Source organism: Pseudomonas sp. LS.1a (genome assembly GCF_022533585.1).
In the GTDB taxonomy this organism is placed as follows: domain Bacteria; phylum Pseudomonadota; class Gammaproteobacteria; order Pseudomonadales; family Pseudomonadaceae; genus Aquipseudomonas.
Genome location: NZ_CP092827.1, coordinates 2,294,432 through 2,308,680, shown reverse-complemented (window position 1 = coordinate 2,308,680; position 14,249 = coordinate 2,294,432). Strand labels below are relative to the sequence as shown.

Annotated in this window: 9 protein-coding genes; all 9 read right to left on the bottom strand. The window is 66.4% G+C overall.

Going from position 1 to position 14,249, the window contains the following annotated elements:
- Positions 1 to 373: 373 nt before the first annotated feature.
- Genes bcsC through MKK04_RS10525 form a run of 9 tightly spaced genes read right to left on the bottom strand, consistent with a single transcriptional unit; the run spans position 374 to position 14,083 of the window.
- Complete coding sequence (gene bcsC, locus MKK04_RS10565) at positions 374 to 3,892, bottom strand: cellulose synthase complex outer membrane protein BcsC (protein ID WP_241106562.1); 3,519 nt, start codon at positions 3,890 to 3,892, stop codon at positions 374 to 376.
- Positions 3,880 to 4,995, bottom strand: coding sequence for a cellulose synthase complex periplasmic endoglucanase BcsZ (gene bcsZ, locus MKK04_RS10560; RefSeq protein ID WP_207830429.1), 1,116 nt, complete (start codon positions 4,993 to 4,995; stop codon positions 3,880 to 3,882). The genes bcsC and bcsZ overlap by 13 nt, the downstream gene beginning before the upstream one ends.
- Entirely contained in the window at positions 4,995 to 7,274 is a 2,280-nt protein-coding gene (bcsB, locus tag MKK04_RS10555) for a cellulose biosynthesis cyclic di-GMP-binding regulatory protein BcsB (RefSeq protein ID WP_402801018.1), read from the bottom strand. Before bcsB ends, bcsZ begins: the two co-directional genes overlap by 1 nt.
- A complete protein-coding gene (bcsA, locus tag MKK04_RS10550) occupies positions 7,274 to 9,883 on the bottom strand; it encodes a UDP-forming cellulose synthase catalytic subunit (RefSeq protein WP_241106561.1) in 2,610 nt (869 codons plus the stop codon). The genes bcsB and bcsA overlap by 1 nt, the downstream gene beginning before the upstream one ends.
- The gene (bcsQ, locus tag MKK04_RS10545) at positions 9,880 to 10,587 is read right to left on the bottom strand and encodes a cellulose biosynthesis protein BcsQ (RefSeq protein ID WP_241106560.1); all 708 of its coding nucleotides are present in this window, start codon (positions 10,585 to 10,587) and stop codon (positions 9,880 to 9,882) included. The genes bcsA and bcsQ overlap by 4 nt, the downstream gene beginning before the upstream one ends.
- A complete protein-coding gene (bcsR, locus tag MKK04_RS10540; RefSeq protein ID WP_063913611.1) occupies positions 10,584 to 10,802 on the bottom strand; it encodes a cellulose biosynthesis protein BcsR in 219 nt (72 codons plus the stop codon). The genes bcsQ and bcsR overlap by 4 nt, the downstream gene beginning before the upstream one ends.
- Positions 10,799 to 12,418, bottom strand: coding sequence for a cellulose biosynthesis protein BcsG (bcsG, locus tag MKK04_RS10535; RefSeq protein WP_241106559.1), 1,620 nt, complete (start codon positions 12,416 to 12,418; stop codon positions 10,799 to 10,801). The genes bcsR and bcsG overlap by 4 nt, the downstream gene beginning before the upstream one ends.
- The gene (gene bcsF / locus MKK04_RS10530) at positions 12,411 to 12,596 is read right to left on the bottom strand and encodes a cellulose biosynthesis protein BcsF (protein ID WP_207830441.1); all 186 of its coding nucleotides are present in this window, start codon (positions 12,594 to 12,596) and stop codon (positions 12,411 to 12,413) included. The genes bcsG and bcsF overlap by 8 nt, the downstream gene beginning before the upstream one ends.
- Positions 12,593 to 14,083 carry a BcsE family c-di-GMP-binding protein gene (locus MKK04_RS10525; RefSeq protein WP_241106558.1) on the bottom strand — a complete coding sequence of 497 codons (1,491 nt, stop codon included), beginning with the start codon at positions 14,081 to 14,083 and terminating at the stop codon, positions 12,593 to 12,595. Before MKK04_RS10525 ends, bcsF begins: the two co-directional genes overlap by 4 nt.
- Positions 14,084 to 14,249 lie beyond the last annotated feature (166 nt).

Sequence of the window (14,249 nt, the reverse complement as noted above, 5' to 3'; positions counted from 1 at the left end):
GAAGAGTGGAAGTGGTCTGGCAGGGATACCTGGCGCCTTCTGTCTCGTCAGCCCACCTGACGAGACAGCGCGCCTCGGTCAGATGAGCGGCTGTTTCTTGGATTTCTTGGCAACGGCAACGCACGCGCCTGCCTGGGCGATGAAGCCCGAAGCGGAAATGGCGTGGTTGGAGATGGACATGCAGGGAAGCCCGTTGCGTGGATATGGCTGGATAATGGGGCGGCGGCGTACCCGGTGTCAACACCGGGATAGCAAACCCGTTGGGGCTGCGCTGTCGCGTAGAGAACTGAATTCGCAAGCGATACGCGTACCCTGCGGGAGCGGCTTTAACCGCTCCCACAGGGCCCCCGCTCCTAAAGGTGACACATCTTCGTCAACGCCACTCGCTGTAGGGTTCCAGCGGTGTCACCGGCAGCGCCAGGTTGCCCCGCCACGGCTCGAACAGGTAGCGCAGGTAGAGCATGCCATGGCTAGGCGCATAGTCATCACTGTGCTGCCAGTCGAAGCCGGCGCCCAACACCCAATGGTCGCTCAGGCGCCGCTCGAACAGCCCACGCAGGCGGTAGCCCAGCCCGCTGCTGTCGCTGGCGTCGTTCATGGCGTCGAGGTTGGAGTCAACGTCATACTGCGCCAGTACCTTGCGGTTGACGTGCGCGTCCGGGTACAGGCGGCTGCGGCCGCTGTGGGCCTGGGACCAGCTGACGGAGCCTTCCAGCAGCACCGACCAGTCGTAGTTGCGCCAGGCATAACTGACCGGCACGCCAATCGATGTGTAGCGCTCCGGGCTGTAGTAGCCGCCCTGCCCCAGGCTGTAGCCACCCAGGTCCTTGTCGTGACGCCAGTGCATCAGCGTCAGGCCCACGCGCACACGCTCATCGGCTTTTTCCACCACGCGGTGGTAATAGCCGGCCATGGCCCGGGTGCGCTGGTTGTCGGCGACGTTCTCGCCATACAGCCAGTGGTGCCCCAGGCTGGCCCAGACCCCGTTATCACCGCCCTGGTCCCAGCTCAGGCCGAGCGTGGCGCCATTGGCCGTGACCCCACCCCAGCGCACGCCCGTCGGGCGGTCACGTACTCCCGCAAAGGATAACAGCGAGTTGCTCATCGGCCGTCGCGAAGCGGTCAGCGACCAGCCGACCTGGCCAAGGTCACCGTTGACCGTGGCGCCCCCCAACCAGTTGTTGATCGCGTAGCCCTGGGTGGTCCCCAGGTCGAAGGCCCAGCGCTTGCCCTGCCAACCCAGCGCCAGCACGCTACCGTCCGCCGTTTGCGAACCACCCTCGCACGCAGGGAGCGACTTCCCGTCAGCGGTGCGGCCCACAAACTGGCAGCTACCGAAGTCCGGGGTATAGCGCCTTTGGTCGTTCTGCTCGAATGAGCCCGCATCCATGCCGATGCGCTCCACCCGCGCAAAGGCAGTGCCGTCCTGCCAAGGGGTATCGACATGCAGCAAGGTCGACTGGGTACTCAGTTCAGATGTGCCCGGCGTACCATCGTCCTCGCGCCAACCGTAGTCGTGCATCAACGTCACATGGGTATTGCGCTGGCGATACAGTGCATCGACGTCGCTGCGCAGGCTGCGTGCCAGCCAGTCGTCGTCATCCTGCTCACGGCTGGCCAGCGTCAGTGCACGGTCATCCCGTGGCGACACGGCGGCACGCTCGAGCAACTGCGCATCTGCCATTGCTGCGGCGTAAAGGTCCAGCGCCCGTTGCGGGTCATCCTGCGCCACCAGGCGGGCAGCGTCACGCCGCAACAAGGGGTCGGGGCGAGGCTGCTGCGCTGCGATCTGGTCGAGCATTCTGGCCGCCTGGTCGTGTTCGCCCAAGGCGACCCAGACAGCTGCCAGGCGCCGCTGGGCGTTGCTGTCATCAGCAGCCAGTTGTGGCACCTGCACAGCCAGCATGTGCCGGGCCTGTGCCAGGTTGCCTTCGGCCACCGCGCTTTCGATCAGGCCAAGGCGCGCTTGCGGTTGCCCAGGCTGCGCAGCAAGCACGCGCTGGTAATAGCCGCGCGCTTTACCAGGCTCACCGTTCGCCGCCGCCCAGTCAGCCAACAGCATCAGGTCGTCGGTGCTGCCTTCACCACGCGCCAGGCTGGCCTCGAGCAGGCTGGTCGCTTCAGCCGTGCGGCCTTGCGCTTGCAGTTGCTGCGCCGAGGCCAGGGTCATGCGACGGCGTATACGCTGCTCCAGTGCATGCATGTCAGCACTCCAGGCCGTCTGCGGTACGGCGCCCAGGCTGTCCAGGGCCAGCGCATCGCGGTCGCTGGACTCCAGGAACAGGCCGTGGGCATAGCGGGTAGAGGCATCGCCCGGCTGGCGCTGCACGATCCTGGCGAATGCCGCGTCGGCCTCGGCGGTACGCCCCAGATGGCGCAGGCTGTTGGCCAACTGGTAGACCAGCCATGGCTCGTCGGGCGCCAAGGCCGTGGCCTGGCCCAGCGCCTGGCTGGCCGCCGCCCAGTCTTGGCGCTGCAAAGCTTGGTCACCTTGCTGGCGCAGGCGGGCGAGTTCCAGGCTGCGGCGCAGGCTGGCGAACTGCGCTTGCTGCCGAGGCGGCAGGCTCTCCAGGTACGCCCGCGCCTTGTCGGGCGATTGCGCCTGATACACGCGCACCAGGCCGCGCACGGCACTTTCGTTATCCGGTGCCATGCGCCGAACCTGCAGGAATTGCCGCTCGGCGGCCGCTGTATCGCCCTCGGCCAGCGAGACATCCGCCAGGCCCAGCAAGGCATACTCCTCTTTCGGGCGCTGCTGTCGTGCCTGCTGGTAGAAGGCGCGCGCACCGCGCATGTCTTTCGCCTGCAGGGCCCGCTCACCTTTGTTGAGCAGGGCCCAATACTGGCTGGACGACTCCAGGTCCTTCCACTGGCTGATCCAGTAGGTGTCCTGCTCCTTGGCACTTGCCGCCCGGAACGCCGCATTGGCCTCCTCATAGCGGCTTTGCCGCATCAGCGCATACCCCAGGGAGCCGTGCAAGCGGGCATCGTCCGGGTACTGGCGCAGCGCCCGGCGCAACTGCGCCTCGGCTTCAGCGTTACGGCCCTTGTCGAGCAATGCCATGCCCCGCTGGCCAGCCTGCCAGGATGGGTCGGCCAGCAGCTTGCGTTGCTGCTGCAGGGTCTCGCTGGCTTGCGCCTGCAAGGGTGAGGCCGGGTAGCGCTGGAGAAACGCTTGCCAGGCCGCCGCGCTGGCGGCACTCACCGCTTGCCCGGACAGGTAGTCGAACTCACGCTGGGCTGCGGCATCCCGTGCGCCAGGGTCGCGTGCCAGCTGATCGAGCAAGGCCAAGGCTTCGCGGTCGCGATTTTCGGCGAACAGCCAACCCGCCAGGGTCTGGCGCAACCCGGCACTGCCCGGGTACTGCCGGTCCAGTTGCTGCAACTGGCTGATCGCTTCAGGGCGCTGGCCTGGCAGGTTGCCGCGCACGCGCCAGTAGTCCAGGGCCAGTTCAAGGCTTGGTGGCTCGCCAGCGAACAGCTGTTCATAGGCCGCCAGCGCCTCTTCATTGCGCCCGGTGACAGCCAGCAGGCGGGCCTGCTGCAATTGCCGCGCGCGCTCCGGTTGCTGCAGCTCAAGCAGACGCCTGGCCTGGCGTGCCTGCAAGCTGCCGGGCGCAATGGCACTGATCCGGGCACTCAACTGCTCGGCCTCGATGCTGTTCTTTTCGCGCAATGCCAGACTCAAGGCTGCCAGCAACACGTCCGGGTTGCGCGGCTCGAGCAGTTGCAGCCGCCCCAGTGCGTCGCGCACCAAGTCGTCACGATGCAGCGCCTCGCCGCGACGCACCTGGTCCAACAGCCATTGGCGCTGTTCGCCGGCATCTTTGGGTTGCGCGGTGGCCTGGCAGGTCACCGCTGCTAGCATCAGCACACCAATCATTCGCTGCATGGCGTGCTCCAGACCGGCAACAGGCGGCCGTGCGGGTCAAAACGGTAACGGCCTTGGTCCCAACCCTGGCCAAACAGCGCCAGCACCTGGCTGTAATAGGCCTTGGCTTCGACTGGCTGCTCGCGCAAGCGCTGACGCTGGGCCGCCAGGCCTGCGACGTGCTCCGGCGATGCCGCCAGCAACGGCAGCAACGCCGCAGAGAAACCTGTCGGGCCATGGCCACTGGCAACACCGCTGTGCGCATCCACATGCTCTGGCGGCAGCCCCTGGCGCGCGGTCAATGCCGCCATCGGGGCATAGTGGGCCACCAGCTCGGCACGCTGTGCCGCGTCCTTGGCCAGCATGCCCACCCACAGGTAGACGCGAATGGCGTCGTAGTCACCTTCACTGCCATGTTGCGGGTCCGCTGCCAATTCACCGGCTGGCGTCCACAGCAGCCAGTCCGGGGCAAAGCCCTTTGGTGACGAAGCCAGCCACAAACGCCGTGTGTTGGCCGCCAGTTCGCCCCACAACGGGTCAACCAGGTTGAAGCGATCGAACAACTGCAGCGGCAAATAGCTGGGGTTCAGGCGGGCGCCGCGGGCGTCCTCGAAACCGTAGTCCCCCGGCAGCAGCATCAGCCCGAGGCCCGGCAGCTTGCGCACGGTCTGCGCGGCGATACGCCACAGCAAACGCTGGCCCAGCTGCGTGTAGGCCGGCTCGTCCCACAGCCGCCCGGCTTCCAGCAGGCTGTAGGCAATCCACAGGTCGGCATCGCTGGCGTTGTTGGCATCCAGTACCTGCCACTGCTGCTGGCCATTACGGCCCCACAGCCAGGCGGGCAGATGCCGGGCCAGGTCGCCCTCTGCCAGGTTGTTGCTGGTCCAGCGCAACACCTGCGCGAAGGTTTGCCGGTCATTGCCCACCAAGGCGAAGAACAGCGCATAGCTCTGCCCTTCCGAGGTGGTGATCAGGCGCTCATCGCTCGGGTCGATGACCCGACCGTCGACGCTCACCAGCTCAGCCTTGAAGCGGTCCCAGGCGGGCCATGGACAGGCCGGCGCGGCGTTGACGAAAACGGGCAGGCCCAAGGTGACCAGCCCTACCAGCAACCGACGCATCATCACCCCGCCTCACCCAGGCGACGCTTGCCTGCCCAGCGCAGTGCCCGCCACAACAGGAAGGCGAACAACACCACGCAAATGGCCGCGATCGCCGCCAGCAGCACCGGGTGTTCGGACAGGTGGAACCACAGCAGCAGCCACCACGGCAGCGCGCCAACAAAGTAGTGCTCGCCTACGAACTGGCTGGTGACGCCGCTGCTGCGCACCAGCGTCACCGAACCGGCCACTGCATCAAGCTTGCCGACATCGCCGAGCACATCGCGCAGCAACGCATAGTCGCTATCGCTGTTGGCCAACAGGGCGACAACGCTGCGCTGCTCGTGGAACGGCGACTTCAGCCCGGTAATGGCCGCAATCGGCGCCTGCGCGCTGACGGCCACACGGCTGCTCGCGGCCACCGGCGCAGTATCGAAGCGCTGGCTGCCCGGCAGACCCGCGCTACGGCCTTGCAGCAGCCAGTCCCGCTGGGCGCTGAGCAGCAGGCCAAGGTTGGGCGCATCGCCCAGCGCCTCGGGCAGGCTGCCAAGCAGCAGCAAGTCGGCGTCGGCCGCTGCAGCCTGCTTCCAGTCATCGACCAGCTGCAGGCCAAGCGACGGGTAGCCGATCTGCCCGGCCAGCCCACCGACCGCATCGAGCAAGGTACCCACCTGCATCGTCGTGGGCTTGGCCGGCATGATGACCAGCGTTTCGGAAAGGTCGGCCATGCGGCTGAACGGGAAGCCGCTGCGGGCGAATGCGCGCAGGTCGGGCATGGCGATGTAGTGGTGGTAACCGGACAGGTCGATCGTGGAGTTGTCGTCGATCGCCGCACGCACATCCACCGGCAACGAGGTCTGGCAGCGGTCGCGCTGGGCGCTGCCCAGGGTGCTGGCAAAGCTGAAATCGAAACGCAGGCGGTTGCGGTCGCCGATCTTCAACGCCGGTACCAGCGACTTCTCGGTCAATGCGGTGTTGTCACCGGACAGCACCGCCAGGCGCATTTCCTCCAGTGTGCCGCCGCGCCGGTCATTGCCCACCAGCGGCATGCTGGTGATGTACTGGTCGTTGACGCTGATGCTCAGCCGCGATTCGTCGGTCACTGCCGGGGCCGTGTAGCGGTACAGCGTACGCAGCGGAATGCCCTGGTTGCGCCAGACGAACAGGTCGGGCGGCAGGTTCAATTCCAGCGTCACCGGCCGCGGTTGCAGGCCGCTGACCTGCAGCTGCTCGGGGTAATCGAGCAGCTCGGCGAAGCGTACCGGGCGATCGGTGCGTGTCCAGTTCGGCGCATCGTAGGGCTGGCGCGGTTGCAGTGCCGTCATCTGCTCGACTTTCACCCGGGCACCGCGGAACAGGTTGTTGCCAACCGCCAGCGCCGAGGCGGCCTTGACCAGGTCATCGTCGTTGCGGCCCAGCACCAGCAGCACTTTGCTGAAGCGGTCGTCCGGGTGGTCGATCATTTGCAGTACCGGGCCGTCGACCGGCGGGAACTGCTGCAGGTCGGCGAGGAAGGCCGGGCGACGGTCGTTGCTGGCAAACACGATGCTCGGCGTGGGTTTATCGCCACGGGCCGGCAGGCTGTTGTACAGCACCGGGAAACTGGCCTTGCGCCAGCCGGCCTGGCTGCCGAAGTAGGACGCCAGGATCGCCGCCGCACGCTGCTCTCCCAGGCTCGGCACGCCGCTGAACACCACCGGCAGCGTTACCTTGCCGGTGTCGCGCACGTCAAAGAACGGCAGCGGGAAGTACGCCAGGTCGTTGTCCAGGGCCAGGGCCTGTTCGTGCAGCTGCACCTGGCTCTTGCGGTTCAGGTTTAGCCACAGGCCGCTGTGCGCCGGGTCTTCGCAGATGTCGGTGTAATGCCCGACGAACTCCAGGCGAACCCGGTTGAAGTCGCTGAGCAGCTTAGGGTCCAGTGGCAGCTGGCGGCGCACACGCTGGCCAAGCTGGTCTTTCTCCACTGGCACCACACCCATCAACTCGTCATTGAGATACACGCGCAGGTGCGACAGGTTCGGCAACAGCGCGGGCGAAGGTGTGTAGTCCAGCTGCAGGCTGGCGTCGGTGGCCAGGCGATCGCGCCGCAGGCCGAATTCGATATGCTCGCTGTTGCGTACCCCCAGCAGCAGGCTGTCGGACGCATGCCCGAGCTGCTCGAAGGTTTTCGCAACCGGCCAGTTCGGTACCGTGGGTACGGCCGGCTCGGCAAGCGGGGCTACGGAGGCGGCAGCGGCGCTCTGCGACAAGGCAGCAAGCAGCGCCATCGCCAGGCCCCAGGTACGCGCGGGATAACCAGTCATCATGCGTCTCGATCAACAGGGTTCATGGAAAGGACAGGCCGTGGTGTGCGGGGCCTGTAGCTGGCCAGCCAGTGCGCCAGCGTGCGCAGTGGGCGCAGCCACGCCCGCAGCCATGGCGGCAGGTGCTCGACCAGGCGCAGGTAACCGACACCGCCCAGCTTCAGCACGTCGACCAGGCTGCGCAGCGGGCGATCGACCTCGTGCTGCTCGTTCCAGCCAAGCCAGGCATCGGCGCGGGCAAAGGTGCAATGGACCAGGTCGATACGCTGTTGCTGGCTGAGGTCTTGGAACACCAGGCCCACGTGTTGCCCGACAGTACGGGTGACACAGGCCTGGAAGGCGAACTCGCGCTGGCCACGGTTGAGCAGCAGGCGCACCTGCTCCCCCGCTTTCAACTCAAGGCCCTGGTGCAAATGCAGGCCGACACCGCCGTCGGAGTAGTCGACCAGGGTGCAGGGGTAGGCGTGACCGCTGGCCAGCACCAGCCCCGCCGGCAAGCGCATCTGCACCCGGTGGGCACGGCGCACCTGGCGCACTTCGGCGGCAACGGCAACGGCGGCGCCGATGATCAGCAGGTTGTAGATCACCCACAGCGAGCTGACGATCACCGTGCCGATTTCCGCCGCCGGGCCGGTGAACAGGCGCCACACGGCAAAGCCCAGGCCGGCGACGTTGAGCGCCGCCAGCCACAGGTAGGGTTGGGCGATACGCCAGTCGAACTGTTCCTGCTCCATCAGGCCGCCCTTGGCGGTGACGTTGAACTTGCCCTTCTTCGGCGCGAACAGCGCGACCGTGGTCGGGCGGGCGATATACCAGGCCAGCACGGTCTCGTACACCTCCCCCCAGAAGGTCTGCCGGTACTTGCCCTGCATGCGCGAGTTGGTCAGGCTGGCGTGGATCATGTGCGGCAGCACGTACAGCAGGATCATCAACGCCGGTGCATAGATGATGTAGGCATGCAGCAACAGGAACGCCAGGGGCGCGGTCAGGAACACCAGCCTTGGCAGGCCGGCCAGGAAGTGCAGCATCGCGTTGGCATAGCACACCCGCTGGAACAGGCTCAGTCCACGGCCGAGCAGCGGGTTGTCGGTGCGGAAGATCTGCACCATGCCACGGGCCCAGCGAATGCGTTGGCCGATGTGCGCCGACAGGCTCTCGGTGGCCAGGCCGGCCGCCTGCGGAATGCTCAGATAGGCCGATGACCAACCCTGGCGGTGCATGCGCAAGGCAGTATGGGCATCTTCGGTCACGGTTTCGACGGCAAAGCCGCCGATGCTCTCCAGCGCGGTACGTCGCAGCACGGCACACGAGCCGCAGAAGAACGCCGCGTTCCACATGTCGTTGCCGTCCTGGATCAGGCCGTAGAACAGCTCGCCTTCATTGGGGCGACGGCGGAACGAGCCCAGGTTGCGCTCGAACGGGTCGGGCGAGAAGAAATGGTGCGGCGTCTGCACCAGCGCCAGCTTCGGGTCCTTGAGGAACCAGCCCACGGTCATTTGCAGGAAGGAACGCACCGGCACGTGGTCGCAGTCGAAAATGGCGATCAGCTCGCTGTCAGCCACGCCCAGCGCATGGTTGAGGTTGCCGGCCTTGGCGTGCTTGCTGTCCGGCCGCACGATGTAGCCCACCCCCACTTCGTCGGCGAACGCACGGAACGCGTCGCGCCGGCCGTCGTCGAGGATATAGATGCGCAGGCACTCGCGCGGCCAGTCCAGGCCAAGGGCCGCCAGCACCGTGGTGCGCACCACCGACAAGTCTTCGTTGTAGGTGGGGATCATCAGGTCGACGGTCGGCCAGTGCGCCGGATTTGCCGGCAGGTTCGCCGGCTTGCGCTGCAACGGCCAGCTGGTCTGGATGTAGCCCAGGATCAGCACGAACCATGAATAGGTTTCTGCCGCCAGCAGGATCACCCCGCACACCAGGCCGGTGGTGTCGTTCCAGTTCAGGGTCGAGGTGTAGCGCCACCACAGGTAGCGGCAGGAGATGAGGGTCGATAGCACGATCAACATCAGAGTCGGGAAGCGGCCCGGAATGTGCCGCACCAGCATGGCGATGCCCAGTAGCAGGAAGATGAACACCAGCTGCGCCAGGTAGCCGAACGGTTCGGTCACGCACAGCACGGCCAGGCCGATGGCGCCCAGGGTCAGTACGCTGTAGAACGCCCACCGGGCGAACACGCTCAAGCCGCGCAAGCGTGCCGAAGCCTCCTGCTTGAAAGCACTGGCGTTGTAGCGCGCAGGCAGCTGCTGCAGGCGGGCGATCAGCAGGCTACGGTAGTGGCGCAGCACCTGCAGCACGCCGCGCAGCTGCGTACGCACCGCGCCCCAGGCTCGGCGGGCAACCCCCGGTTCGCGTGGTAGCGGTTGGCGCCGGACCAGCAGCCACAGGCTCTGGATCAGCAGGCGTAGCGGGTCGCCCAGGCTTGGGCGCTTGCCCGCCAGTTGCGGGTACAGGCGCTGCCGCTCGGCCAACAGAGCCTGCCAGGCGGGCGACTCCAGACGCAGGAACAGGAAGGCCAGCCACACGCCAAGGGTAAACAGCCAGGCGACCGGCTGCCGCGCGCCACGCGTGCTGAACCAGCTATAGGCAGACAAGGGGTTCAGGGTCACGACCGGCGCCTCGTCAGGCAGCGCACCGCCAGGCTCTGCACGTCCCGGCAAGCCAGGCTCTGCGGCGCGTAGTGGCCAAGCGGTGCCTTGCACGCCAGGGCCTCGAGAAAGGCCTCGTCACGGTGCACCACCTGGATTGGCAAACGATCACGGAACAGGTCGCGCCACACCATCAGCAGGTCGCTCTGCAAGCGGCTGGCCGGGTCGTAGCGGTTGACGAGCAGCAGGTCGTACTGCTCGACCGGCCGGCGCCCGAGCAGCAGATGGCTGGCCATCTCGGCCTCAGCCACCAATACCCGCACGTCGGTCTCGATGCTCTGGCCAGCAACATCAGCCGGCAGTTGCGGCAGGTCGAACAGCAACCAGTCGAAGTGTTCGGCCAACTCGACCTGGCGAGCGCGCCAGGCTTCAGCGTCGGGCAACGGCTGCCGCGTGCCGGCAGGCAGATTGCCGAACGGCATCAGGCTCAGGCCATCGAGCACCTCGTACAGGGCATCGCTGAACGGCCGCCCTTCCCACTCGGCAAGCGCCCATCCCTCGCGCATGTCGAGGGGCAGGTTGAAGTGCAGCCCAAGCAGATTGCTTGGGCACAGGTCGACCAGCAGGACCCGCTCCCCTGCCCCCTGCAACGCATAGCCCAGCGCGGCCAGCAAGGCACTGCGCCCCAGGCCACCGCGCACCCCGTGCAACGCCAGGCTGGTCATGGCGACAGCACCTCACGCCGCGGCGCCGTCGTGTACAACGTGCCCTGGGCGCTGGCCCGGCAGCTTTCGCCCAGCAGCGGCCAGCGCTGCAGGGCCTGCTGGACACCCACCAGCAAAGAGATGTCCTGATAGTTCAGGTCCGGCATGTCCAGGTGCTGGCGCAACTGGGCGATATCGTCGCTGCGGTCGGCAGGGTCTGCCTTGCCAGTGATCATGGGCGCTCCTTCGGGATAGGCTGCCAGTCGGGCTGGCCTTGCAGGCGCATGTAGGCGCGCCCCTGGTAGTTCAGTATCTGCGCACCTGCGGTTTCCGCGACCGGTTCGGTGGTCGGCAGGTCGCTCAACAGGCTGGGCACATCCAGCACCTGCTGCTCGCCCAGGCCCGCATACACGCGCGAGATCAGCTCGGACAGCGCCAGGTAGCTGGTGGGTGCCGAAACATGCAGCGGCTCGCTGCGGGCAGGCTGGCCCATGCCGATGAACTTCAGGCCCACCGGCACATGGGTAATCGACGGTGTGGGGATTTCACGCATGCCCGACAGCTGCATGCGGTCGCCATGCAGCGCGGCGCCATGTTCCGGGACAAAGGCCACGACCACGCGACGGCCGCTGCGCTCCAGTTCATCGAGGAAGCTGCCCAGCTCGCCGAACAGGCGGGTGGCGCGGGTGGTGTAATCGGCCACACGGGTACCGCCGTCGGCGGTGACGATACGGTTGCCGTCATGCAGGCTGATGCTGTTGTAGAACAGCGACACATGCTCGGCCGACGCGCCTTGGCGCTGCCCCCACCAGCGGCGCAACACCTCGAGGTCGCTGGCGATCGGCGAGCCGTCGAAGCCGACCAGTGCCCGCGGGAAGTCGGTGTTGCGCAGGCCAGGTTGTGGCATGTGCTGCTGGGTGATGTCGCCGATGAAGTTGTCGAAGCGGCCGCTGTGGTTGAGCAAGGTGTTGCTCTGGAAGCCGAGCCTGGCCAGGTTCTGGAACAACAGGCATTGCTCCGGGGCGGCCTGGTAAAGGCCGGCGTGGGACGACTGCCCGCAGCTGGCTCGCAGCACGCGGATGGCAGCCGGCCCGCTGTAGGACGTGGCCGAGTTGAACTGGTCAAAGATCACGTCCAGGCGCGAGAACAGCGGGTTGTCTCGCAACCCGACGGCGGACAGGTCATCCCAGGCCAGCGAACAGATGTTGATTACCAGCAGGTCAAACGGCTGCTCATCGGCCTTCATGGCCGGGAATGCTGTCACCCGTTCACGCTCACTGGCGAAGAACCGCTCGAGCCAGCTGTCGAGCGTGGCGTTGTCGGCAACCGCGGTGGCCTGCGCCTGCTCGGCGGGGCTGGCAGCCGCGGCGCCAGGTGCCTGGCCCGCGTTGAACCCCAGCGATGGCAGGCCGCCAACGGCCAACCACGCCAGACCCAGCAGGCTCAGGGTACTCAGCCGCAGCCAATGGCGCAGGTACAGGTAGCCCACCAGCAACAACGCCAGCGCACCCAGCAGGTTCCAGTTGATGAACCGGCCGAGCAGTTCGAGCAGGTAGTCCCACGAAAAATCGAACACCCCCGGCTGCGCCAGCAGGCGGCTGAAGGGCGGCAGCCAGGTGTCCTGGTAGAACAACGCGATGCCAATCGGTACTGCGGCCAGCTGCCGCGCAATACGCAGCCACTTGCCCGGCAACGGCACCAGTAGAAACGCGGCGAACAGCAGGTTCGGCAGCGCCTGGAAGTCGAGCATGCCAAGGGCGACCAGCAGGAACTTGGCCAGGAAATAGAGGTTCCACCCTCCCAGCCCAGGCCAGCGGGCCAGTACCGGGAACGTGGCGGATGTATTAGTCATTACGGGGTTCCTGGCGTGCAGCGCGGTGGCGTACACCCCGCGGTTTCAGGTAACGGGGTGGAAGGCGGCGGCGCAGCCAGTCGCGCAGCGTGGCACGCAGGCGCAACAGCAGCAGGGCCAGCGCCAAGGTGACCAGCGCCGTAATGCCGATCACTTGCAGCAGTTGCACGAAGTTCATGCGGTACCCCGCTTGCCCAAGGCAACCCGGCGCGGCGCCAGGGCCGGCCGTGCCTGGGCAGACAGGTGCGCTGCCGCGTCGAGCCGGGGTGGCCGTGGCACACTGTCGTCGAGGAAGGCAGGGCTGGCCAGGCTATCGACACCGGCAAGCACCTCCTGGCTGATGAACAGCTCTTTCCACGACAACTGGAAGATGTGGTCAAGCGCTTGTTCGACGCCTTCGGAGCGGCAGGCGAACAGGAACAGGAACAGCACTTCGCCCACCACGCAGGCGATGTCACCGTCGCGGCGAAACACCGTACGCGAGCAAGCTTGCAGCGGGGTCAGGCCAGGGGCCGGGCGCAACACCAGCAACTGGTGGACGATTTCGCCGTTGCGCACCCCGTGCCACATGGTCTGCACGGCTTCGGCGAACGCGCTCGGCGCCACCAGCCCGCAAATGGCCAGCGGCCGCAGGCGTGCGAGCAAGGCATCGAAATCGCTTGGCAGGTGCCGGCGCCAGAGGTATCCCTGGATGCTCTCGACCATGGTCAGGAAGCGAGACAGGCTGGCACCGAACGGCACGATCTGGCTGGCCCCGCAGGCCAGCAACAGCTGTTCGTCCTGGTAGCGCAGGGTCGGCGCCATCTCGCGCACCACCAGCTTCAGAGCACTGCCACGCAACTGGCGCAAGCGGTGCAGCTGGCGCGCCAGGCTATCCAGCCGCTGCCCGCCATCCATGGCAAAGATGACCGTGGCGGAAACCGCCCGGCTGGCTTTGGCGCCCAGTTCCTCAAGGCTCTCGCAGACCTGCCAGTGCTCGGAGAAGGCTGGCGCACCTTCCAGCACCGGGCGCTGGGCCAGGCACAACAGCTCGTCGCCACCGGTGTCGCTGGGTGCCTGCGGCGCCCCGGCAGCGGCAAAGCCCGCGTCAAGCCGCGTAAGTTCCACATCACGCGTACCGGTTTTGCCGAGCGGGTTGCTCCAGAAATGCTGCAGGTAGCGTACCCCGCCTTTGCCGCGGTACACCTGGGCCAGCCCATCGACACTCTGGTTGAACACGCGCAGGCGCTCTACCAACCCGGCGCTCTGGCCGCTACTGATGACCAGCAATAGCGCGGCCTCGGCCAACAACACCGGGCGCAGCGTATTGCACCAGCGTTCAACGTTGCCGGTACCCCAGGCGTCGGCGGACCCCAGCAGCACCAGCACACGCCCGGCAGCGTCGATACGCGGCAGGTCATCGACCAGGTGCTGGACGGCTTGCGGGTCAGCTTCGTACAGCGCCAGTTCGGCAGGGCCCTGCGCGGCATCGAGCGCACCCAGCACGTCACCCATGGCTTGCGCATCGGCGACCAAGGCTGCCCGAACGGGCTTGAGCAGCCCCCCGAGCACCTGGCGGCATAGCAAGGTGGCGTCTTCTGTGCTGTCACAGGCCAACCAATACAGTCCTTGTACATGAAGCTGACTGCTTTCGGCGCCTAAGCCGGAAATAGCCAACAACGGCATTCCATTCGTCAAAACACTGGCTCTGCAAAATTAGATTGAACGGTTTGGAAGGCAACGGTAGCTCATCTGCAACTGGGGCATCATGACATACGTCAAAAAAACGACAAGTAGATGAGAGACAGCCTAAAACGTCAATTCTACAGCACATAGGAAAAACGAGATAAAG